Raw genomic sequence first — 21,226 nt, 5'->3', positions numbered from 1 at the left:
GTTCGCCATGAAACATGAAGTCGTAGAGAAGAACATCGGCCTGATGCTGTTGCTGATGATTCTGTGTGTGAGTGTGGGCGGTCTGACGCAGATCGTGCCGCTGTTCTTTGAAGACGTGACCAACACCCCGGTGGAGGGCATGAAGCCTTACACCGCACTGCAACTGGAAGGGCGTGACATCTATATCCGCGAAGGCTGCGTGCAGTGTCACTCGCAGATGATTCGTCCATTCCGTGCCGAAACCGAGCGTTATGGTCACTACTCGGTTGCCGGTGAAAGTGTCTGGGATCACCCGTTCCTGTGGGGTTCCAAGCGTACAGGCCCCGACCTTGCCCGCGTTGGCGGTCGTTACTCGGATGACTGGCACCGCGCGCACTTGTACAACCCGCGCAACGTAGTGCCTGAGTCGAAAATGCCCGCCTACCCTTGGTTGGTGGCCACGCCGGTAGACGACAGCCACACCCGCAAGAAGCTTGAAGTCATGCGCATGATGGGCGTGCCGTACACCGACGAAGACATCGCCGCAGCCAAGGACTCAGTCAAGGGCAAGACCGAAATGGACGCGTTGGTGGCTTACTTGCAGGGCCTGGGCACTGCCATCAAGAGCAAGAGGTGAGCCATGGTTTTGGAGATGAGTAGTGGAATGATTCGCGGCCTGGGCACTGTCGTCGTGGCCGTGGCGTTTATCGGCCTGGCGTTGTGGGTGTTCAGCCCGCGGCGCAAGTCCGAATTCGAAGACGCGACCTTACTGCCATTCAAGGACGATCCAGAAGCCATCAAACACGTCGAGCAAGAACAAGCGTCTAGGAGTAACAACGCATGACCACCTTCTGGAGTATCTATATCTGCGTGCTGACCATCGGCACGCTGATCGGCCTGACTTGGCTGCTGGTTGGTACGCGCAAGGGTGAAACCAAGAGCGAAACCGTCGAGACCATGGGGCACGCCTTTGATGGCATCGAGGAATACGACAACCCGCTGCCGCAGTGGTGGTTCATGTTGTTCGTCGCCACCCTGGTGTTTGGCGTGGGTTATCTGATCCTCTACCCCGGTCTGGGCAACTGGAAGGGCCTGCTGCCGGGTTATGAAGATGGCTGGACCGGGGTCAACGAATGGCAAAAAGAGATGGACAAGGCAGACGCCAAGTTCGGGCCTATTTTCGCCAAGTACGCCGCCATGCCTGTAGAGCAAGTCGCTCAGGACCCTAAAGCGCTGAAAATGGGCGGACGCCTGTTTGCCTCAAACTGCTCGGTGTGCCACGGCTCGGATGCCAAGGGTGCCTTCGGCTTCCCCAACCTCGCTGATAACTCATGGCGCTGGGGCGGCGATGCCGACACCATCAAGGCCACGATCATGGGCGGACGCATGGCAGCCATGCCTGCGTGGGGTGAAGTGCTGGGTGAAGACGGGGTCAAGAACGTAGCGGCTTATGTACGTCACGACCTGGCTGGCCTGCCACTGCCGCAAGGTACTGCGGTCGATCTGGCCGCAGGCAAGCAAGCGTTCGACACCACTTGCGTGGCGTGCCACGGCGCAACGGGCAAAGGCACACCGATCATGGGTGCACCTGACCTGACGCAACCGGCCGCGTTCATCTATGGCACCAGCCTGGCGCAATTGCAGCAAACCATTCGTCACGGTCGTCAGGGCCACATGCCTGCGCAAAACGAATTGTTGGGCAATGACAAAGTGCAACTGCTGGCGGCATACGTGTTCAGCTTGTCGCACGGTAAGCAAGAGGAGAAATCAGCGGAATAATTTCCGGACATTTCCTGCCGCATCATTTTGGTGCGGCAGTTCCCGCCCCAAATCGCGACCAAGTGTCGCACCCCTCCCCCCTCCCTCATTGCTCTCTCGCCATTCGGGACTAAGCTCTTAGTTCTGGGATTCGGCCTACGCCGTATTCAGGTCAAGTGAAAAAAATCGGTCAGTTGAAGGGCAGTGATACGGGCCACACTGGTGGGTTTATACCGGCTGTCATCGATTGCGGTCTTCGCCATGATGTCGCCGTGCCTTATCCCCACCCGGTTTTAACCGCCACCTTCCCCTTCGCCTGCGTGCGCCACACACTAAATTTTCGCGGTCGAATTTGACCCTACGATACGTGTGGAAAGGGCGCAGAATCAGCGTTGGAAAGCATTGACCGAGGTCATGCTGCGTTGCAATAACCCTACGCTTTATACATACTTGCGCCCGATTTTTACTCCTAATAAAACACCTAAACCGTGGAACCTTAGAATGAGCACAGCAATCAGTCCGACTGCTTATAACTATAAGGTAGTCCGCCAGTTCGCCATCATGACGGTGGTCTGGGGGATCCTTGGCATGGGGCTCGGGGTTTTCATCGCTTCACAACTTGTGTGGCCTGAATTAAACCTTGGCCTTGAGTGGACGACCTTCGGCCGTCTACGTCCTTTGCACACCAACCTGGTGATTTTCGCCTTCGGCGGTTGTGCATTGTTCGCCACCTCTTATTACGTCGTGCAGCGCACCTGCCAAACGCGCCTGATCTCCGACACCCTCGCGGCCTTCACCTTCTGGGGCTGGCAAGCGGTGATTGTCGGTGCCTTGATCACGCTGCCGCTGGGCTACACCACGACCAAAGAATACGCAGAGCTGGAATGGCCTTTGGCTATCCTGCTGGCCATCGTCTGGGTGGTCTACGGCATTGTGTTCTTCGGCACGATTACCAAGCGCAAAACCAAGCACATTTATGTGGGCAACTGGTTTTACGGTGCATTCATTGTCGTCACGGCCATGCTGCATATCGTTAACCACGCTTCCTTGCCTGTGAGTCTTTTCAAGTCCTACTCGGCGTACGCCGGTGCGACTGACGCCATGATTCAGTGGTGGTATGGCCACAACGCCGTAGGTTTCTTCCTCACCACCGGCTTCCTGGGGATGATGTACTACTTCGTACCCAAGCAAGCTGAACGTCCGATCTACTCGTATCGTTTGTCGATCGTGCACTTCTGGGCGCTGATTACCCTGTACATCTGGGCCGGTCCTCACCACTTGCACTACACCGCACTGCCAGACTGGGCACAGTCGCTGGGCATGGCGATGTCGATCATCCTGCTGGCACCCAGCTGGGGCGGCATGATCAACGGCATGATGACCCTGTCGGGCGCCTGGCATAAGCTGCGCACCGACCCGATCCTGCGCTTCCTCGTGGTATCACTGGCGTTCTACGGCATGTCGACCTTCGAAGGTCCGATGATGGCCATCAAGACCGTCAACTCGCTGTCGCACTACACCGACTGGACCATCGGCCACGTTCACGCTGGCGCGCTGGGCTGGGTAGCGATGATTTCGATTGGCGCCCTGTACCACATGATTCCTCGCCTCTACGGGCAGAAAGCGATGTTCAGCACCAGCCTGATCAACACGCACTTCTGGCTCGCGACCATCGGCACCGTGCTGTACATCGCCTCGATGTGGGTCAACGGCATCACCCAGGGCCTGATGTGGCGCGCCATCAACGACGACGGCACGCTGACCTACTCGTTCGTCGAAGCGCTGCAAGCCAGCCACCCTGGCTTTATCGTTCGCGCCATCGGCGGGGCTTTCTTCGCCAGCGGCATGCTGTTCATGGCCTATAACGTGTTCCGCACCGTACGCGCCTCGAACCCGGTAGAAGCTGAAGCAGCGACCAAGATCGCTGTAGTTGGAGCCCACTGATGAAGCACGAAACAGTCGAGAAGAATATTGGCCTGATGGCCTTCTTCATGGTCATCGCCGTCAGTATTGGCGGCCTGACCCAAATCGTTCCGCTGTTCTTCCAGGACGTGACCAACACGCCCGTCGAAGGCATGAAGCCGCGCCCTGCCCTCGAGCTTGAAGGCCGTGACATCTACATCGCCAACGGCTGCGTTCAGTGCCACTCGCAGATGATTCGCCCGTTCCGTGCCGAAACCGAACGCTATGGCCACTACTCGGTAGCCGGTGAAAGCGTGTGGGATCACCCGTTCCTGTGGGGCTCCAAACGTACCGGCCCGGACTTGGCCCGTGTCGGCGGTCGTTACTCGGATGACTGGCAGCGTGCTCACCTGTACAACCCGCGCAACGTAGTGCCCGAGTCAGTCATGCCAGCCTACCCGTTCCTCGTTGAACGCAAGCTGGACGGCAAGGACACCGCGAAAAAAATGGAAGTCTTGCGCACGCTCGGCGTCCCTTACACCGACGAAGACATCGCCGGCGCCAAGGATGCAGTGAAGGGCAAAACCGAAATGGACGCACTGGTGGCTTACCTCCAGGGCTTGGGCACCATCATCAAAAGCAAACGGTGATTTAGATGGATATCGGGATGATTCGTGGCCTGGGCACTGTCGTCGTGATGGTGGCTTTTATCGGTTTGGCGCTGTGGGTGTTCAGCCCGCGACGCAAGTCAGAATTTGAAGACGCAACCTTATTGCCGTTCAAGGATGATCCCGAAGCCATCAAGCACGTCGAGCAAGAGCAAGCTTCTAGGAGTAACAAAGAATGACTACGTTCTGGAGTCTGTACGTCACAGTCCTCACTCTGGGTACCATCTTCGCCTTGACCTGGTTGTTGCTGGCCACCCGAAAGGGCCAACGCAGCGAGCAGACTGACGAGACAGTTGGGCACTCTTACGACGGGATTGAGGAGTACGACAACCCGATGCCGAAATGGTGGTTCATGTTGTTTGTGGGCACCGTGATTTTTGCCTTGGGCTACCTGGTACTTTACCCGGGGCTGGGTAACTGGAAAGGCCTGCTGCCGGGCTACCAGCACTTGGACACGCAAAAGGAAACACCGTTTGCCAATGGCCAGACGGGCTGGACCGGTGTTCACGAGTGGGAAAAGGAAATGGCCAAGGCGGACGCCAAGTTTGGTCCGATCTTCGCCAAATTCGCTGCCATGCCCATTGAAGAAGTTGCTAAAGATCCGCAAGCGCTGAAGATGGGTGGCCGCCTGTTCGCCTCCAACTGCTCGGTGTGCCACGGTTCTGACGCTAAAGGCGCTTATGGCTTCCCCAACCTGACCGACGCCGACTGGCGCTGGGGCGGTAGCCCGGAAGAAATCAAGACTACGATCATGGGCGGCCGTCATGCGGTCATGCCAGGCTGGTCTGAAGTCATTGGTGAACAAGGTGTCAGCGACGTAGCCGCTTACGTACTGACCCAACTGGATGGCCGTAAATTGCCAGAAAGCGCCAAAGCCGACCCGGCCAAAGGCAAGGAACTGTTTGCCACCAACTGCGCCGTGTGTCACGGCCCGGATGGCAAGGGCAATCCACTGATGGGCGCACCCAACCTGACTCATCCGGGCGCGTTCATTTATGGTTCCAGCTTTGCGCAATTGCAGCAGACCATCCGTTACGGCCGTCAGGGCCAGATGCCTGCTCAAGCCGACCTGCAAGGGAACGATAAGGTTCACCTGCTGGCCGCTTACGTTTACAGCTTGTCCCACGGTGAAGACGCCAAGGCAGTTGAATAACGCAGCCGTTTAAAGCCTGAAAAAAACAGCCCCGCCAGCGATAGTTGGCGGGGCTGTTTTGTTTCAATTGCGTGTTTAAGATTGCCGGGCACAACTCGCTGTAGCAACGTTTCTGCATTCGTTTTTTGCGAGTTTGCCCCATGACTATCACCCGCACTGTCGATCTGCTTGTAATGCCTGATGCAACAGCGGTTGAATGTGAACCTGAACGCGCAGCCATCACCCCGCGCCCTGTGGACCTTTAATGTTTCTACTTGACACCCATGTAGTCCCAGCCTTCGCCGGCCACGTGCTGTCCATTGACGCCAGTGTTGCCAGGCGCTGCGCCCGCTTGTATGGGCCCGACCACTGCACGGGTACACGGCATGACCGTCGTAACCCGCAACGCCAAAGACTATACCTTCAGTGGTGCCCCGGTTTTGAACCCTTGGGAAGCTTGATTCAGAGCACTGGCGCATCCCAGCCCAGCACTGAAGTCAATTGATCTGTGTCACGACTTGTTACAACTGCTATACCAACTTGCTGTTTTTCGGAACGCGACCAAAGGTCGCACCCTTGAGCTAGAGTCACAGGCGTATCATTACGCCACTGCAACACCTTCTGACTGCGGCCGGCACGTACTGGTCGTGGCATTTTTCCACTGCCGTGGGACGCACTAATGAGCAATCAGATTCCTGTACACGACGTTACGCCACCTGCCAAGAAGGCACCTGAAAGCGTCAACCTCTACGCAGCACGGGAAAAAATCTACACCCGCGCATTCACCGGTCTGTTTCGCAACCTGCGAATGGTGGGCGGCGCCGGGCTTTTTCTGTTGTATTTCGGCACCGTCTGGCTCAACTGGGGCGGCCATCAGGCCGTCTGGTGGAACCTGCCAGAGCGTAAATTCTTTATTTTTGGCGCGACCTTCTGGCCACAGGATTTCATCCTGCTGTCGGGCTTGCTGATCGTCGCCGCCTTTGGCCTGTTCTTCATTACCGTGTACGCAGGACGCGTGTGGTGCGGCTACACCTGCCCGCAAAGCGTCTGGACCTGGGTGTACATGTGGTGCGAAAAAGTCACCGAGGGCGACCGCAACCAGCGCATCAAGCTCGACAAGGCGCCGATGAGCGCCAACAAATTTTTGCGTAAATTCAGCAAGCACAGCCTGTGGTTGCTCATCGGTTTTGTGACCGGCATGACCTTTGTCGGCTACTTCTCACCCATCCGCGAACTGGTGATCGACTTCTTCACTGGCCAGGCCGATGGCTGGGCCTATTTCTGGGTCGGCTTTTTCACCCTCGCCACCTACGGCAACGCGGGTTGGCTGCGCGAGCAAGTGTGTATTTACATGTGCCCGTATGCGCGCTTCCAGAGCGTGATGTTCGACAAAGACACGCTTATCGTTTCATACGACCCGCGTCGCGGCGAAGTGCGTGGCCCGCGCAAAAAGGATGCGGACTATAAAGCCATGGGGCTGGGCGACTGCATCGATTGCACCATGTGCGTGCAGGTCTGCCCGACCGGTATCGATATCCGTGACGGCTTGCAGATCGAATGCATCGGCTGCGCCGCCTGTATCGATGCCTGCGACAGCATCATGGACAAGATGAACTACCCGCGTGGCCTCATCAGCTACACCACCGAGCACAACCTCTCCGGCCAGAAGACCCATAAATTGCGTCCACGACTGATTGGCTATGCACTGGTGCTGCTGACCATGATGGGCCTGTTGGCAGCCGCGTTCTTCACTCGCAGCCTGGTGGGCTTCGATGTCAGCAAAGACCGCGTGCTGTACCGCGAGAACGCTGAAGGACGGATCGAAAACGTTTACAGCCTGAAAATCATGAACAAGGACCAACACGACCACACGTATGTGCTGGAGGCCGCCGGTCTGCCTGACCTCAAGCTGCAAGGCAAACGCGAGATCAAGGTCGCCGCGGGCGATATCGTCAGCTTGCCGGTTGAACTGTCGATTGCACCCGAAGCGCTACCGTCCAGCACCAACGAAGTGTTCTTCATCCTCAAAGATGCAGACAACAGCGACATTAACGTTAAAGCCAAGAGCCGCTTCATCGGCCCACAAATCAGATAAGAGAGCCTTGCCATGCCAGCACCAAAACCCTACAGCCCTTGGTACAAACACCTGTGGCCGTGGATCATCATTGCCATTCTGGCGTGCTCGGTAACGCTGACCCTGTCGATGGTGACCATTGCGGTGAACAACCCCGACCACCTGGTCAACGACAACTATTACGAAGCGGGCAAAGGCATCAATCGCTCATTGGACCGCGAGCTGCTGGGCCAGAACCTGAACCTCAAAGCCAAGCTGCACCTGGACGGCATGACTGGCGAAGTGGTGCTCGTGCTTGAAGGCAACAGCCAGCCCAAAACCCTTGATTTGAGCCTGATCTCACCTACTCAGCCAGAAAAAGACCGCAAGATTGCAATGACCCAAAGCGAGTCGGAACCGGGCCGCTACATCGGCCAACTGGATGACAAGGTTGAAGGACGTCGCTTCGTTGAATTGCTGGGCGTTGAAGACGGCAAGACCTGGCGTCTGTTTGAAGAGGAAGAAGTCGGCCACGACAAAGACCTGCTATTGGGTGACGAGCCGCTTCAAGGCGCTGAAGACCACAAGAAGTAAACCCGTTGCGGCCACGCTCGCCCTTGCAGGGATACGCGAACCCTGCGAGGGCGGGCGTGCCCGCAATGACGTACTTTCAAGCGCACAACCTCGCGACAGACCGCCATGACCACTCCTGTTCCCTGCTATCACTGCGCCCTGCCCGTCCCGTCCGGCAGTCGATTCACTGCAATTGTGCTCGGTGAAACCCGCGAGTTCTGTTGTCCAGGCTGCCAGGCCGTGGCCCACGCTATCGTCGCGGGCGGTCTTGAAAGTTACTACCAGCACCGCAGCGAAGCTTCAGCCAACCCCGACGCGCTGCCTGTGCAACTGCTCGAAGAACTGGCGCTGTACGACCGCGCCGACGTGCAAAAACCGTTTGTAAGGCACGACGGCGAGCAGGCCGAAACCACACTGTTGATAGAAGGCATCAGCTGCGCGGCGTGTGGCTGGCTGATCGAAAAACACCTGCGTCTTTTGCCTGCCGTCAGCGAGGCGCGGCTCAATCTGTCCAATCACCGCCTGCACGTGCGTTGGGCAGACAGCCAATTGCCCCTCAGTGAGCTGCTCAGCGAACTTCGGCACATCGGTTACGCCGCGCACCCGTATCAAGCCGACCGTGCTACCGAGCAACTGGCCAGTGAAAATCGCCTGGCCTTGCGCCAACTGGGTGTCGCCGGGCTGTTGTGGTTTCAAGCCATGATGGCAACGATGGCCACTTGGCCCGAATTCAATATCGACCTCAGCCCCGAGATGCACACCATCTTGCGCTGGGTCGCCCTGTTTCTGACCACGCCGATTGTGTTTTACAGTTGCGCGCCGTTCTTCAAAGGCGCCATGCGCGACCTGCGCACCCGGCATCTGACCATGGATGTCTCGGTGTCGCTGGCCATCGGCGGCGCTTACATCGCCGGCATCTGGACCGCGATTACCGGCATGGGCGAACTGTATTTCGATGCCGTGGGCATGTTTGCCCTGTTCCTGCTGGCCGGTCGCTACCTGGAACGCCGCGCCCGCGAGCGCACTGCCGCCGCCACCGCGCAATTGGTCAATCTGCTGCCCGCCTCTTGCCTGCGTTTAAGCGACGACGGCCAAAGCGAACGTATCCTGCTGACCGAACTCAAGGTCGGCGATCATGTACTGGCTCACCCCGGCGCCATTCTGCCAGCCGATGGCAAGATTCTGGACGGCCAGTCAAGCATCGACGAGTCGCTGCTGACTGGCGAATACTTGCCACAGCCGCGTAGCGTCGGCGATGCCGTGACGGCGGGCACGCTGAATGTCGACGGTGCTCTGACGATTGAAGTACTGGCCTTGGGCCAAGACACACGCCTGTCAGCCATCGTGCGCCTGCTGGACCGCGCGCAAAGCGAAAAGCCGCGCCTGGCAGAAGTCGCCGACAAGGCCGCGCAATGGTTCCTGCTGTTTTCGCTGATCGCTGCGGCGGCGATTGGTCTGCTGTGGTGGCAGTTGGACCCGTCTCGCGCCTTCTGGATCGTGCTGGCCATGCTGGTGGCAACCTGCCCCTGCGCACTGTCACTGGCCACCCCGACCGCACTCACGGCCGCCACAGGCACCCTGCACAAACTAGGCTTACTGTTGACTCGCGGGCATGTGATTGAAGGGCTGAATCAAATCGATACGGTGATTTTCGACAAAACCGGCACCTTGACCGAAGGCCGTCTGGCCTTGCGCGCCATTCGCCCCTTGCGCGACCTGGACAGCGATCACTGCCTGGGCCTGGCCGCTGCACTGGAGAACCGCTCCGAACACCCGATTGCTCGTGCGTTTGGCCGGGCACCGTTGGCCGCCTCAGAGGTGCTCAGTACCGCCGGCCTTGGCCTTGAGGGGCGGGTGGGCGAGCAGCGCTTGCGCATCGGACAAGCGGGCTTCGTGTGCGAGATCAGCCAAAGCCCAGTGCCTGACATGCCGCAAGAACCCGGCCAATGGCTGCTGCTGGGCGATGAGCACGGCCCGCTGGCCTGGTTCGTGCTGGATGACCGCTTGCGCGCCGATGCACCGGCCTTGTTGGCGGCCTGCAAGGCACGCGGTTGGCGCACGCTGCTGCTGTCGGGCGACACCTCGCCCATGGTCGCCAGCGTGGCCGCTGAACTGGGCATCGATGAAGCCAGGGGCGGCTTGCGCCCGGATGACAAATTGCACGTGCTGCAACAGCTGCATGCTCAGGGCCGTAAAGTATTGATGCTCGGCGACGGGGTGAACGACGTCCCCGTACTGGCGGCCGCAGACATCAGCGTGGCAATGGGGTCCGCCACCGACCTGGCCAAAACCAGCGCGGACGCGGTGTTGCTGTCAAACCGCCTGGAGGCGTTGGTGCAAGCATTCACCCTCGCGCGGCGCACACGTCGGGTTATTATCGAAAACCTGTTGTGGGCGGGCCTGTATAACGGGCTTATGCTGCCGTTTGCGGCACTGGGCTGGATCACACCGGTATGGGCGGCCGTCGGTATGTCCATCAGCTCACTGACCGTGGTGCTCAATGCCTTGCGCCTGACCCGCATGCCGAAGCCGGTCAGCCCCCAGACCACCCTCGACACTCATCCGCTGCCGGCCTGAACCGGTCGTCTGGAGCTCATATGCCAGCGCTTTACGTCATGATTCCTGCGGCCTTGCTGATTGTCGCGATTGCCATCTACATCTTCTTCTGGGCCGTGGACAGCGGCCAGTACGATGACCTCGACAGCCCGGCGCACAGCATCCTGTTTGATGACCAGGACCCACAACACACTGCCGCTGTGGAAGAAGCCAAAGGTCAGCCCACCGCTTCACTCAAAGAAGCCGACCACAAGACCCCTCCCCATGCTTGAGCTGGCACCGCTTCTGGCTTCTGCGCTCATTTTGGGCCTGCTCGGTGGCGGCCATTGCCTGGGCATGTGCGGCGGACTGATGGGCGCACTGACGCTGGCCATCCCTAAAGAGCAACGCAGCCGACGCTTCAGGCTGCTATTGGCCTACAACGTGGGCCGAATCCTCAGCTATGCCGCGGCAGGTTTACTGCTCGGTTTAGCGGGATGGGCCGTTGCCAACAGCCCGGCAGCACTGTTTATGCGCATCCTTGCCGGGGCATTGCTGATTTGCATGGGCTTGTACCTGGCAGGCTGGTGGAGCGGCCTGACGCGCATCGAAAGCCTGGGGCGCGGGCTGTGGCGACATATCCAGCCACTCGCGACACGCCTGCTGCCGGTGTCGAGTGTGCCGCGCGCCTTATTGCTGGGCGCGCTGTGGGGCTGGCTACCGTGCGGCCTGGTTTACAGCACCCTGATCTGGTCGGCCAGCCAGGGCAGTGCGACCGACAGTGCGCTGCTGATGCTTGCGTTTGGCCTGGGCACTTGGCCGGTGTTGCTTGCCACCGGGCTGGCGGCTGAACGTGTCACGGCGCTGCTGCGCAAGCGCAGCGTGCGCATGGCTGGCGGGTTGCTGGTGATCCTGTTTGGTATTTGGACCCTTCCCGGCCCGCACCAGCATTGGCTGATGGGGCATTGAACCTGCGCGCGTAACGCAGGCCTGGTTCACCTCGACAAATGGTTTTACGACGGCTGCGCAGCCGGACGCAGCCTCGCGTTGCTCGTCAGCGGCTACAGGGTTTAGGCACCCGCGAGAACCTGCCCGCCAAGCACAGCTCTTGATGCAAATCAAGATGCAACAGTGACCCACCCCCTAGACTCGCGTTCATTGCCAGCCATCCCGGGGGAATGCCCGCATGCTCGACGCCATTCGTTGGGACTCAGATTTAATTCGCCGTTACGACATGGCCGGACCGCGCTATACCTCGTACCCCACAGCGATGCAGTTCAACAGCCAGGTCAGCCCGTTTGATCTGCTGCACGCGTTGCGCGAAAGCCGCAAAGCGTTGCGCCCTGTGTCTTTGTACGTCCACGTGCCGTTCTGCGCGAACATTTGCTATTACTGCGCCTGCAACAAAGTCGTGACCAAGGACAGAGGCCGCGCACAACCTTATTTGCAACGTCTGGAGCAAGAAATACAACTCATTGCCTGCCACCTCGACCCCAAGCAAAAGGTCGAACAGTTGCACTTTGGCGGCGGCACACCGACGTTTCTCAGCCATGACGAACTGCGCCAATTGATGGCCAAGCTACGTCAGCATTTCAATTTGCACGACGATGATTCGGGTGATTACGGCATCGAAATTGACCCTCGCGAAGCCGACTGGTCGACCATGGGCCTGTTGCGTGAGCTGGGCTTCAACCGCGTGAGCATCGGCCTGCAAGACCTCGACCCGCAGGTACAACGGGCCGTTAACCGCTTACAAAGCCTGGAAGAAACCCGCGCCGTGATTGATGCCGCGCGCACGCTGCAGTTTCGCTCGATCAATATCGACCTGATCTACGGCCTGCCCAAGCAAACACCTGAAGCCTTTGCCCGCACCGTGGATGAAGTCATCACCCTGCAACCAGACCGTTTGTCGGTGTTCAACTACGCGCACTTACCCGAGCGTTTCATGCCCCAACGGCGTATCGATGTCAGCGACCTGCCCACTCCCGCTGCCAAGTTGCAGATGCTGGAAAACACCATTGGGCAATTGCTCAAAGCGGGTTATCGCTACATCGGCATGGATCACTTTGCCCTGCCCGATGAAGAACTGGCCATCGCTCAGGAAGAAGCCACCTTGCAGCGCAACTTCCAGGGATACACCACCCACGGGCATTGCGATCTGGTTGGGCTGGGCGTCTCGGCCATCAGCCAGATCGGCGACCTGTACTGCCAGAACAACAGCGACATCACGCACTATCAAAACAGTTTGGCCAGCGCTCAGCTCGCCACCAGTCGTGGCTTGATCTGTAACCAGGATGACCGACTCCGACGCGAAGTCATTCAGCAAATCATTTGCAACCTGCACTTGCCGTTTGCGCGCATTGAGCAGGCATTCAATATCGACTTCAGAGGGTATTTTGCGGCCCAGTGGCCGGCCTTGGAAAAAATGGCAGCCGACGGCCTGATTGCCCTGGACAGTGACCAATTGACGGTACTGCCCGCGGGGCGGTTGTTGGTGCGCTCGGTGTGCATGGTGTTTGACGCCTACCTTGAGCAACAAAACCGCCAACGTTATTCGCGGGTGATTTAACCGCTACTTCGCCGCCAATGAAGAGGCTTTGACCGCGTCGTCCGCGCTCGAGTCCTTCATGGCTTCGTTCAGGCTTGAAATGGCCGTCATCAATGCGGCATTGAGCACAGAAATGGCTGATTGCAGCGCACTGGCCTGGGCATTGGCTTGCTCGGGGCTCAGGCTCTTGTTGGTCATCACTTGCTGCAACTGCGCTTGCTTCTCGGCGATCTGCTTTTTGAGTTCGCGAATCATCTTCAGAATTTTCTGCGCCTGATCAGACAAGCCACTCTCTGTAATGTCATTGTCCTGGCTTTTCTGAGCGTTCGCGGTCTTCAGGGCGGCCCCCGAGATCGTCACTTTGACCCCTTCAACAGGCGCACCGGTGTCCGCATCCAGCTTGGGCGCTTTGTCAGCAGCAGGCGCCACTTCGCTAATTTTGGTCCGCTCGTAGACTGGCAACATGCCACTCTGGCTAACGGTAATTCCACCCATCGACGACATCTTCCCTGCTCCCGTGGTTAAGCGATAACAATTGTGTCGGCCAAATCCTGCATATCTTGAGCTCAGCGCTCTGAAATGGCGCGCTGGCCTCGACTCCTTAGCTGGGGTACCCTTGCGTCTTATGTGTGTTTTCCCACAAGGATTTAAGAAATGTCCGAGCCAGTAAAACTGCGCGCTCATACCCAGGCTCACTGCAAGGATTGCAGCCTGGCCCCTCTTTGTTTGCCACTTTCGTTGAATCTGGAAGACATGGATGCGTTGGATGAGATCGTTAAACGAGGCCGCCCGCTGAAAAAAGGCGAGTTCCTGTTTCGCCAGGGCGACACGTTTGGCTCGGTATACGCAGTACGTTCGGGCGCACTTAAAACCTTCAGCTTGAGCGACAGTGGCGAAGAGCAGATCACCGGTTTCCATTTGCCGAGTGAGCTGGTCGGCTTGTCGGGCATGGACACTGAAACGTATCCGGTGTCGGCGCAGGCACTGGAAACCACCTCGGTGTGCGAGATCCCTTTCGAGCGCCTGGACGAACTGGCGCTGCAACTGCCTCAGCTACGCCGCCAATTGATGCGTGTGATGAGCCGTGAAATCCGTGACGATCAGCAAATGATGCTGTTGCTGTCGAAAAAAACCGCTGATGAGCGCATTGCCACCTTTTTGGTGAATTTGTCGGCGCGCTTCCGTGCACGCGGCTTCTCAGCCAATCAGTTCCGCTTGAGCATGTCACGTAACGAAATCGGCAATTACCTGGGCTTGGCGGTAGAAACCGTCTCGCGCGTCTTTACCCGCTTCCAGCAAAATGAACTGCTGGCCGCCGAAGGCAAAGAAATCCACATCCTTGATCCGATTCAACTGTGCGCCCTCGCTGGCGGCGCCATGGAAGTCTAAAACAGGCCAATAGCGACTATACTGGCGCGCTTAACGCATGCCAGGACATCTGCCTAATGGCCTTCAACGACTTTTGCCTAAAATCCCTGATTCGCCCGGTCATTGACTTCCCCAAGCCGGGCGTGATTTTTCGTGACATTACCCCGCTTTACCAATCGCCCCGCGCCATGCGCGTGATCGCCGACACCTTTATCGAACGCTATGTCGAAGCTGATTTCAGCCACATCGGGGCGATGGATGCGCGTGGCTTTTTGATTGGCTCGGTGCTGGCCCATCAGCTTAACAAGCCTCTGATTCTGTTTCGCAAGCAAGGCAAGCTGCCAGCCAACGTGCTAGCCGAAGGCTATCAAACGGAATATGGCGAAGCTTTTCTGGAAGTGCATGCCGACAGTTTGTGCGAAGGGGATTCGCTGCTGATCGTCGATGACCTGATTGCCACGGGCGGAACGTTGATCGCGGCGGCCAATCTGGCGCGACGCATGGGCGCGACGGTGTTCGAAGCGGCGGCCATTATCGACCTCCCGGAACTGGGCGGCTCTGAGCGCCTGAACGACATCGGCGTACCGACCTTCAGCCTGACCGCGTTTTCACTGACCGAATAACGACCTGAAGCAAGCGCGTGATAACTTGCACCGTTGTCGGTATCGCACGCATAAACCTGTAGGCGCTGACGAGTAACACGAGGCTGCGATCGGCGACAACGTCGTCGTAAAACCACTCAACGTGGTGCAGCAGACCAACGTTTACGATCGCCTCGCGCTGCGCGCCAGACGTTACAGGGCGATGGGTTTACGCCCGGCGAATGAATGCGCCAGCGTCCCGCCATCCACCAGTTCCAACTCGCCTCCCAGCGGCACACCGTGTGCGATGCGCGATGCGATCAGGCCTTTACTGCTCAACAGCTGGGCAATGTAGTGCGCGGTGGCTTCACCTTCAACGGTCGGGTTGGTGGCCAGAATCACTTCGGTAAAACTGCCCTGCCCGTCAATGCGTGCCATCAGTTGCGGGATGCCAATCGCCTCAGGCCCCAGCCCGTCAAGCGGCGACAAGTGCCCCTTGAGTACGAAATAACGCCCTCGATAACCGGTTTGTTCAACGGCATACACGTCCATCGGCCCTTCCACCACACACAGCAGCGTGTCGTCACGACGCACGTCGGCGCATTGCGGACATAAGTCGTCTTCGGTCAGCGTCCGGCACAGTCGGCAGTGCCCAACACCCTCCATCGCCTGGCTCAGTGCCAGCGCCAAACGCGAGCCGCCACTGCGATCACGCTCCAGCAACTGCAAGGCCATGCGCTGCGCGGTCTTTTGACCGACCCCCGGCAAAGTGCGCAAGGCATCGATCAGTTGGCGAATCAGGGGGCTAAAGCTCATAAGGAAAAGTCCGACAAAACAACGAGAGGCGGTTTATACCCGCCGTATGGAACAGCGTCAAATCTTGTAGACACGCTGACGTGGGCAGCCAGGCTGTGCCCTCTGATGATCAGTACGAGGCTGCGATTGAAGCGGTTCAGCAAGTGTGCGGGCTCAGGTTTATGATCGCTTCGCAATCAGACGCCGCCTGCGGCAGCGGGTACGCGGGCAAAAAAAAGCCAGGCGCGATCGGCCTGGCTTTTTTAAAGGGCTTTAGAACGGCAGTTTCATGCCCGGTGGCAATTGCATGCCAGAGGTCACGCCGCTCATTTTGTCCTGGCTGTTGGCTTCGATCTTGCGAACGGCGTCGTTTACCGCTGCCGCGAACAAGTCTTCCAGCACTTCGCGATCATCGTCGCTCACGCCTTCGAGCAGGCTTGGGTCAATGCTCACGCGCTTGATGTCGTGACGACCGGTCATCACCACGCTCACCATGTCGCCACCGGCCTTGCCGGTGACTTCTGCGTTGGCCAACTCTTCCTGCATCTTGGCCATTTTTTCTTGCATCTGCTGCGCCTGCTTCATCAGGCCGGCCATGCCACCTTTCATCATGGGAATCACCTCAATCTGTATTTGCACAATGTACTCATGGCCCTATCGGCCACGAGCTGTAAGGGTTGACCCTGCGTCAAGAGGCCTGAGCCTCGATGACGTCGACAGGTTGAATCGTATCGTCACGCACCGAGGCGTCGAACTGTTTAATCATTTGCTGGACCAGCGGGTCCGCATAAATCGATTCTTCGGCCAGGCGCTGACGTTCGGCACGCAAACGTGAAGCGGCTTGCGCCGGGGTTTCTTGCTCAGACTTGATCAGCTCGATGGTGACCTTGAGGGTGCGCTGCAAGTGCTGGTTCAGCGCGTCATTGAGCCGACGCTGCTGAGTCGCGTTAAACAGTGCGCTGTGTGCCGGGTCAAGGTGCAGCAGCCAGTCATCGCCCTCGACCGCGATCAGCGTGCAGTTGGCACCGATACTCGCCGTCATCCCCGATACCGGTAATTGGGGGAACAGGTTCAGCCATTCAAGGGCCAGGCCCGTCGCCGGCATGGAAGCAGGCAGCGGCTCAGGCTCTGGCGCAGGTTGCGCCGCATGCTCACTGGCCAACTCGTCGAGGTAGCTGTAAGCCGCCGAGTCCATGTCCGGCTCAATGTAATCTTCGTCCAGTGGCGGCTCGTCATCGCGGTCCATGCCCGACAACGCGGCGTCGACCTGCTCAGGTGTTGGCTGCGGCATCGGCGCCGCGCTCCACTCGGGAGCGTCCGGCACCACGCTGTCCGGAGTCGGCAACGGCATCGGCGGCAACTCGGGCTGCTCGCTGACGGTGTCCAGCACCGGCTCAGGGGGCGCCTCCTGCTCAATCACTGGCGCAGATGGTTCGTTCCAGGGCAAGTCGATTTCGGCCACCACAGGCGCCGTTGTCTCCACCACAGGGGCTGGCGTCGGTGCAGGTTGCGCAGTCGCCTCGGGGGCAGGCGCTGCGACAGGTGCAGGTGCTGGCGCAGCGACTGCCGCAGTCGCCGCCACAGGTGAGGTGGAATCAACTGTGGCCTGGCTGATCCCCACTGGCTTTAGCGGCTGACTGGGCGCATCCGCGGTGCCTGCGGGGCGGAAAGCCAGCATGCGCAGCAGCACCATCTCAAAGCCACCCCGCGGGTCGGGCGCGAGTGGCAAGTCACGTCGACCAATCAGGCCCATCTGGTAATAAAATTGCACGTCTTCGGCGGGCAGCGCGCTGGCCAGCGCCAACACCCGGTCGCGGTCGCCGTGGCCGTTGTCCAGGCCTTCAGGCAATGCCTGGGCAATGGCCACGCGATGGAACACGTTGAGGATTTCTGAGAGCACGCCGTTCCAGTCAGGCCCCTGCTCGGCCAAGTGACGCACGGCTTCAAGCAGCGCGCGCGCATCGCCTTCGATCAAGGCGTGCAACAGGTCAAACACCTGGCCGTGATCCAGCGTGCCGAGCATGGCGCGCACATCGCCCGCCAGCACTTTGCCTTCGCCAAACGCAATCGCCTGATCGGTCAGGCTCATGGCATCGCGCATCGAGCCGTCGGCCGCACGGCCCAACAACCACAACGCGTCATCTTCAAAAGGGATGTTTTCGACACTGAGCACGTGGCTCAAATGCTCAACCACACGCTCAGGGGTCATGTTCTTGAGCGAGAACTGCAAGCAACGGGACAAAATGGTCGCTGGCAGCTTTTGCGGATCGGTGGTCGCCAGGATGAACTTGACGTAGGGCGGCGGCTCTTCGAGGGTTTTGAGCAACGCATTGAACGAGTGACTGGAGAGCATGTGCACTTCGTCGATCAGGTAGACCTTGAAGCGCCCACGGCTCGGCGCGTACTGCACGTTATCGAGCAGCTCACGGGTGTCTTCGACCTTGGTGCGGCTGGCGGCGTCGATCTCGATCAGGTCAACAAACCGGCCTTCGTCGATTTCGCGGCACACCGAGCATTCGCCGCACGGGGTCGAGGTGATACCTGTTTCACAGTTCAGGCATTTGGCGATGATCCGCGCAATGGTGGTCTTGCCCACGCCACGGGTACCGGTAAACAGGTAGGCGTGATGCAAGCGCTGACTGTCCAGGGCATTGATCAGAGCCTTGAGCACATGGGTCTGGCCGACCATTTCGCGGAACGAGCGCGGACGCCATTTACGTGCAAGAACCTGATAACTCATTGATAACCGTCGCGTCTGAAAAGCAGAAGGCGCTAATGCTAGCGGAGCAAGGCCAAAATTGCATCTGGTGTGGCCGCCTATTCTGACTATGCTGCTCTCTAGCGGGCTATTTAGCTCTCTCAGGCCACCTGGCGGAGACTGTAATGCGCTTGATCCTGTGTGCTTTGCTGCTCGCGGTGATAACCGGTCACGCTCACTCGGCTGCCTTGCGCGTGGCGGTAGCCGATAGCTGGGCCATGCCGATGATCGAGGTCACAGACGGCCAACCCACCTCAGGCATCCTCTATGACCTGATACTCAGCCTGGCACGCCACCTCGGGCAGCCCGTGCAGTTCCAAGTCCTGGCCCGAGCACGGGTGCAGAGCGCAATGGAGCATGGCGAAGTGGATATTCGCTGCTTTGTCGCACCCGCCTGGGTGGGCCACAGTGCCCGCAACTACCTGTGGAGCGAACCGCTTCTGGAGCAGCGCGATGTATTGGTCAGCACGCACAAGCACCTCAACCCGGTCAACGTGCAAACGCTGCCCCAGCAATCGATCGGCACGGTGCTGAGCTACACCTACCCCTCATTGCAGCCTTTGTTTGATGCGGAAAAGCTGCACCGCGATGACGCCCGCAGCCAGGAGCAAGTCTTGCAAATGCTGATTGCCAGGCGCTTTGACTACGCCGTGAGCAATCAATGGGCGCTGGATTGGGTCAATAAAAGCCGCGAACAGACGGATCAACTGCACAGCGTGGCGCTGATCCAGGAACAACGGCTGAGCTGCATGGTGCGTAACGATCCGCACCTGGCAACCGGGCGGATCCTCGACACCTTGGTGAACATGCGCGATTCGGGCGAGATTGAGCGCATCATCGCCCGCTATACCACGCCCTCCGCGCCTTGAGGACTTAAGCGCAGGCCTGGTGCAACCAGGCGGTGGGCGGCTTGAAACTGGCCACCCAACTGGCCACGTCGCGAATCGGCATCGGCCGTGCGATGAAATAGCCCTGGGCCACTTCGCACCCCAGATGCATCAACAAACTGCCCTGCGCTTCGCTTTCAAGCCCTTCGGCGATGACTTTTCGCCCAAAGGCCCGCGCCAGTCCAACCACTGCAATGGTCAGCGCCAGATCGTCCTTGTCATGCAAAATATCGCGTACAAAAGACTTGTCGATTTTGATGGTTTGGGTCGGCAAACGCTTGAGGTAACTCAGTGACGAATAGCCGGTACCAAAATCATCCAGCGAAAAACGCACGCCCAAGGCCTGACACGCTTTGAGGCACTGACTGACATGCTGCATGTTTTCGATGGCCGTCGATTCGATGATTTCCAGGTCAAGCTTTTCGGGCGCGACATCCGCATGCCGGGCCAGCAACACTTTAAGCCGCTCGACAAAATCCGCACGCTGGAAATGCCGGGCCGCAATATTGACGCTGATCGGCCAGTGCGCGCCCTGGCCCTGCCATGCGTGCATTTGCTCAATGGCTTGGGCAATCACCCACTCACCGATGTCGATGATCAAATCGGTCTGCTCGATCACCGGTAAAAAATCTGCAGGTTGCACCAAGCCCTTTTTCGGGTGCTGCCAGCGCAACAACCCTTCAAAACCCACCACTTCACCGGTGCGCATATTGACCTTGGGCTGATAGTGCAAACACAACTCCCCCGCCGCCAGTGCCTGACGCACACGCTCGACTTGCTGATGCGTCGCCTTGATCTCGCGCCCTTTGAGTACATCAAACAAATGGAAGCGGTTACGGCCACTTTGTTTGGCCACGTACATGGCTTGATCCGCGTGGCGCAGCAAAGTGCCCGCATCTTCATTGTCAGGGGGATAGAGGGTGACGCCGATACTTGCGCAAACACTGAGGGTTTTGTCGCACACCGTGTAAGGCTGCGAGATGGCGGCCAGCACGCGCTGCATGGCGCCGCGCAGCTCATCGGCATCGCGTACATGGCGCATAATCAGCACGAATTCGTCGCCTGCCAGCCGCGCTACAACGTCCTCGCCCCGCATGATGCCTTTCAACCGCTTGGCCACTTCGATCAACAACAAATCGCCACTGGCATGGCCGTAGCCATCATTGACCGCCTTGAAGCCATCCAGGTCGAGCATGCACACCGCCAACGGGATGGCCTCGGCCCGAGAGAACTCCAGCGCGCGGTTCAACAGCTCCGACAGATACGTCCGGTTCGGCAACCCGGTGAGCACGTCGTGCCCCACCCGCCATTGCAGGGTGTGCAGTAATTGGCGCTTTTCACTGACATCAAAACGGATCGACAAATATTTGCGCACCTCACCGGTGGACTCATCCACCAGCGGCACCATGGTGCTGTCCACCCAGTAAACGGTGCCATCCTTGCCCCGGTTACAAATTTCACCTTTCCACACCTGCCCCTGGGCAATCGTGCGCCACATGCCGATGAAGAACTCGGGCGGGTGAAAGCCCGAGTTCAGAATCCGGTGATTGGCGCCCAGTAACTCTTCGCGCGGATAACCTGACACCTCACAAAACTGCTCGTTGACGTAGGTGATCCGGCCGTTCAGGTCGGTCTCGGAAAAAATCGCAGCAGCATCCACTGCCTTGCGGTACATATCGTCCATGATTC

The 21,226-nt window shown here is 58.8% G+C and carries 21 protein-coding genes; 16 read left to right on the top strand and 5 right to left on the bottom strand.

Annotated features, from left to right (window positions below; genetic code table 11):
- Window positions 1-7: 7 nt before the first annotated feature.
- From ccoO (TU86_RS17815) to hemN, 13 genes are all read left to right on the top strand, one after another.
- Window positions 8-616, top strand: coding sequence for a cytochrome-c oxidase, cbb3-type subunit II (gene ccoO, locus TU86_RS17815; RefSeq protein ID WP_048365640.1), 609 nt, complete (start codon window positions 8-10; stop codon window positions 614-616).
- Window positions 617-631: 15 nt separating this feature from the next.
- Window positions 632-823, top strand: coding sequence for a cbb3-type cytochrome oxidase subunit 3 (locus TU86_RS17810; protein ID WP_082149327.1), 192 nt, complete (start codon window positions 632-634; stop codon window positions 821-823).
- On the top strand, window positions 820-1,758 hold the full coding sequence (ccoP, locus tag TU86_RS17805; RefSeq protein WP_048365638.1) for a cytochrome-c oxidase, cbb3-type subunit III: 939 nt from the start codon (window positions 820-822) through the stop codon (window positions 1,756-1,758). The genes TU86_RS17810 and ccoP (TU86_RS17805) overlap by 4 nt, the downstream gene beginning before the upstream one ends.
- Window positions 1,759-2,238: 480 nt before the next feature.
- A complete protein-coding gene (gene ccoN, locus TU86_RS17800) occupies window positions 2,239-3,681 on the top strand; it encodes a cytochrome-c oxidase, cbb3-type subunit I (RefSeq protein ID WP_048365637.1) in 1,443 nt (480 codons plus the stop codon).
- Window positions 3,681-4,289, top strand: coding sequence for a cytochrome-c oxidase, cbb3-type subunit II (ccoO, locus tag TU86_RS17795; protein WP_048365636.1), 609 nt, complete (start codon window positions 3,681-3,683; stop codon window positions 4,287-4,289). Before ccoN ends, ccoO (TU86_RS17795) begins: the two co-directional genes overlap by 1 nt.
- Before the next feature lie 5 nt (window positions 4,290-4,294).
- Window positions 4,295-4,486, top strand: coding sequence for a cbb3-type cytochrome oxidase subunit 3 (locus tag TU86_RS17790; RefSeq protein WP_080960189.1), 192 nt, complete (start codon window positions 4,295-4,297; stop codon window positions 4,484-4,486).
- Entirely contained in the window at window positions 4,483-5,460 is a 978-nt protein-coding gene (gene ccoP, locus TU86_RS17785; RefSeq protein ID WP_048365635.1) for a cytochrome-c oxidase, cbb3-type subunit III, read from the top strand. The genes TU86_RS17790 and ccoP (TU86_RS17785) overlap by 4 nt, the downstream gene beginning before the upstream one ends.
- 658 nt (window positions 5,461-6,118) lie before the next feature.
- Window positions 6,119-7,534 (top strand): cytochrome c oxidase accessory protein CcoG, encoded by a 1,416-nt coding sequence (ccoG, locus tag TU86_RS17780; protein WP_048365634.1) that lies wholly within the window; start codon window positions 6,119-6,121, stop codon window positions 7,532-7,534.
- A 12-nt stretch (window positions 7,535-7,546) separates the two neighbouring features.
- Window positions 7,547-8,086, top strand: coding sequence for a FixH family protein (locus TU86_RS17775; protein ID WP_048365633.1), 540 nt, complete (start codon window positions 7,547-7,549; stop codon window positions 8,084-8,086).
- A gap of 105 nt (window positions 8,087-8,191) precedes the next feature.
- The gene (locus TU86_RS17770) at window positions 8,192-10,642 is read left to right on the top strand and encodes a heavy metal translocating P-type ATPase (protein WP_048365632.1); all 2,451 of its coding nucleotides are present in this window, start codon (window positions 8,192-8,194) and stop codon (window positions 10,640-10,642) included.
- A gap of 20 nt (window positions 10,643-10,662) precedes the next feature.
- Complete coding sequence (gene ccoS / locus TU86_RS17765; RefSeq protein WP_048365631.1) at window positions 10,663-10,893, top strand: cbb3-type cytochrome oxidase assembly protein CcoS; 231 nt, start codon at window positions 10,663-10,665, stop codon at window positions 10,891-10,893.
- The gene (locus TU86_RS17760) at window positions 10,886-11,569 is read left to right on the top strand and encodes a sulfite exporter TauE/SafE family protein (RefSeq protein ID WP_048365630.1); all 684 of its coding nucleotides are present in this window, start codon (window positions 10,886-10,888) and stop codon (window positions 11,567-11,569) included. The genes ccoS and TU86_RS17760 overlap by 8 nt, the downstream gene beginning before the upstream one ends.
- A 217-nt stretch (window positions 11,570-11,786) precedes the next feature.
- A complete protein-coding gene (hemN, locus tag TU86_RS17755; RefSeq protein WP_048365629.1) occupies window positions 11,787-13,169 on the top strand; it encodes an oxygen-independent coproporphyrinogen III oxidase in 1,383 nt (460 codons plus the stop codon).
- 3 nt (window positions 13,170-13,172) lie between these two features.
- Here the strand turns inward: hemN and TU86_RS17750 are convergent, their stop codons facing one another.
- A complete protein-coding gene (locus TU86_RS17750) occupies window positions 13,173-13,652 on the bottom strand; it encodes a hypothetical protein (protein ID WP_239658827.1) in 480 nt (159 codons plus the stop codon).
- Between the two features lie 150 nt (window positions 13,653-13,802).
- Between TU86_RS17750 and fnrA the strand changes: the two genes are divergently transcribed.
- Complete coding sequence (gene fnrA, locus TU86_RS17745; RefSeq protein WP_048365628.1) at window positions 13,803-14,537, top strand: Crp/Fnr family transcriptional regulator FnrA; 735 nt, start codon at window positions 13,803-13,805, stop codon at window positions 14,535-14,537.
- Window positions 14,538-14,593: 56 nt separating this feature from the next.
- Window positions 14,594-15,139: an adenine phosphoribosyltransferase gene (locus TU86_RS17740; RefSeq protein WP_048365627.1), complete on the top strand. Its 546-nt coding sequence runs from the start codon at window positions 14,594-14,596 to the stop codon at window positions 15,137-15,139.
- 171 nt (window positions 15,140-15,310) lie between these two features.
- Here TU86_RS17740 and recR read toward each other — a convergent pair whose 3' ends face one another.
- The 3 genes from recR to dnaX form a co-directional block, all read right to left on the bottom strand.
- On the bottom strand, window positions 15,311-15,913 hold the full coding sequence (gene recR / locus TU86_RS17735) for a recombination mediator RecR (protein ID WP_048365626.1): 603 nt from the start codon (window positions 15,911-15,913) through the stop codon (window positions 15,311-15,313).
- Between the two features lie 252 nt (window positions 15,914-16,165).
- Window positions 16,166-16,504, bottom strand: coding sequence for a YbaB/EbfC family nucleoid-associated protein (locus TU86_RS17730; protein WP_048365718.1), 339 nt, complete (start codon window positions 16,502-16,504; stop codon window positions 16,166-16,168).
- Window positions 16,505-16,580: 76 nt separating this feature from the next.
- Entirely contained in the window at window positions 16,581-18,632 is a 2,052-nt protein-coding gene (gene dnaX, locus TU86_RS17725; RefSeq protein ID WP_048365625.1) for a DNA polymerase III subunit gamma/tau, read from the bottom strand.
- Window positions 18,633-18,775: 143 nt separating this feature from the next.
- Here dnaX and TU86_RS17720 point away from each other — a divergent pair, with 143 nt between their 5' ends.
- The gene (locus TU86_RS17720) at window positions 18,776-19,519 is read left to right on the top strand and encodes a substrate-binding periplasmic protein (RefSeq protein WP_048365624.1); all 744 of its coding nucleotides are present in this window, start codon (window positions 18,776-18,778) and stop codon (window positions 19,517-19,519) included.
- A 4-nt stretch (window positions 19,520-19,523) separates the two neighbouring features.
- Here TU86_RS17720 and TU86_RS17715 read toward each other — a convergent pair whose 3' ends face one another.
- Complete coding sequence (locus TU86_RS17715) at window positions 19,524-21,221, bottom strand: putative bifunctional diguanylate cyclase/phosphodiesterase (protein WP_048365623.1); 1,698 nt, start codon at window positions 21,219-21,221, stop codon at window positions 19,524-19,526.
- Window positions 21,222-21,226 lie beyond the last annotated feature (5 nt).

Source organism: Pseudomonas weihenstephanensis (genome assembly GCF_001043055.1).
Classification (GTDB): Bacteria; Pseudomonadota; Gammaproteobacteria; order Pseudomonadales; family Pseudomonadaceae; genus Aquipseudomonas; species Aquipseudomonas weihenstephanensis.
This window is presented reverse-complemented; position numbering and strand designations above follow the sequence as displayed.

Bases quoted from the DNA above. Each gene is read 5' to 3' on its own strand.
- ccoO (WP_048365640.1), top strand. From the start codon at position 8: ATGAAACATGAAGTCGTAGAGAAGAACATCGGCCTGATGCTGTTGCTG.
- TU86_RS17810 (WP_082149327.1), top strand. From the start codon at position 632: ATGAGTAGTGGAATGATTCGCGGCCTGGGCACTGTCGTCGTGGCCGTG.
- ccoP (WP_048365638.1), top strand. From the start codon at position 820: ATGACCACCTTCTGGAGTATCTATATCTGCGTGCTGACCATCGGCACG.
- ccoN (WP_048365637.1), top strand. From the start codon at position 2,239: ATGAGCACAGCAATCAGTCCGACTGCTTATAACTATAAGGTAGTCCGC.
- ccoO (WP_048365636.1), top strand. From the start codon at position 3,681: ATGAAGCACGAAACAGTCGAGAAGAATATTGGCCTGATGGCCTTCTTC.
- TU86_RS17790 (WP_080960189.1), top strand. From the start codon at position 4,295: ATGGATATCGGGATGATTCGTGGCCTGGGCACTGTCGTCGTGATGGTG.
- ccoP (WP_048365635.1), top strand. From the start codon at position 4,483: ATGACTACGTTCTGGAGTCTGTACGTCACAGTCCTCACTCTGGGTACC.
- ccoG (WP_048365634.1), top strand. From the start codon at position 6,119: ATGAGCAATCAGATTCCTGTACACGACGTTACGCCACCTGCCAAGAAG.
- TU86_RS17775 (WP_048365633.1), top strand. From the start codon at position 7,547: ATGCCAGCACCAAAACCCTACAGCCCTTGGTACAAACACCTGTGGCCG.
- TU86_RS17770 (WP_048365632.1), top strand. From the start codon at position 8,192: ATGACCACTCCTGTTCCCTGCTATCACTGCGCCCTGCCCGTCCCGTCC.
- ccoS (WP_048365631.1), top strand. From the start codon at position 10,663: ATGCCAGCGCTTTACGTCATGATTCCTGCGGCCTTGCTGATTGTCGCG.
- TU86_RS17760 (WP_048365630.1), top strand. From the start codon at position 10,886: ATGCTTGAGCTGGCACCGCTTCTGGCTTCTGCGCTCATTTTGGGCCTG.
- hemN (WP_048365629.1), top strand. From the start codon at position 11,787: ATGCTCGACGCCATTCGTTGGGACTCAGATTTAATTCGCCGTTACGAC.
- TU86_RS17750 (WP_239658827.1), bottom strand. From the start codon at position 13,652: ATGTCGTCGATGGGTGGAATTACCGTTAGCCAGAGTGGCATGTTGCCA.
- fnrA (WP_048365628.1), top strand. From the start codon at position 13,803: ATGTCCGAGCCAGTAAAACTGCGCGCTCATACCCAGGCTCACTGCAAG.
- TU86_RS17740 (WP_048365627.1), top strand. From the start codon at position 14,594: ATGGCCTTCAACGACTTTTGCCTAAAATCCCTGATTCGCCCGGTCATT.
- recR (WP_048365626.1), bottom strand. From the start codon at position 15,913: ATGAGCTTTAGCCCCCTGATTCGCCAACTGATCGATGCCTTGCGCACT.
- TU86_RS17730 (WP_048365718.1), bottom strand. From the start codon at position 16,504: ATGATGAAAGGTGGCATGGCCGGCCTGATGAAGCAGGCGCAGCAGATG.
- dnaX (WP_048365625.1), bottom strand. From the start codon at position 18,632: ATGAGTTATCAGGTTCTTGCACGTAAATGGCGTCCGCGCTCGTTCCGC.
- TU86_RS17720 (WP_048365624.1), top strand. From the start codon at position 18,776: ATGCGCTTGATCCTGTGTGCTTTGCTGCTCGCGGTGATAACCGGTCAC.
- TU86_RS17715 (WP_048365623.1), bottom strand. From the start codon at position 21,221: ATGGACGATATGTACCGCAAGGCAGTGGATGCTGCTGCGATTTTTTCC.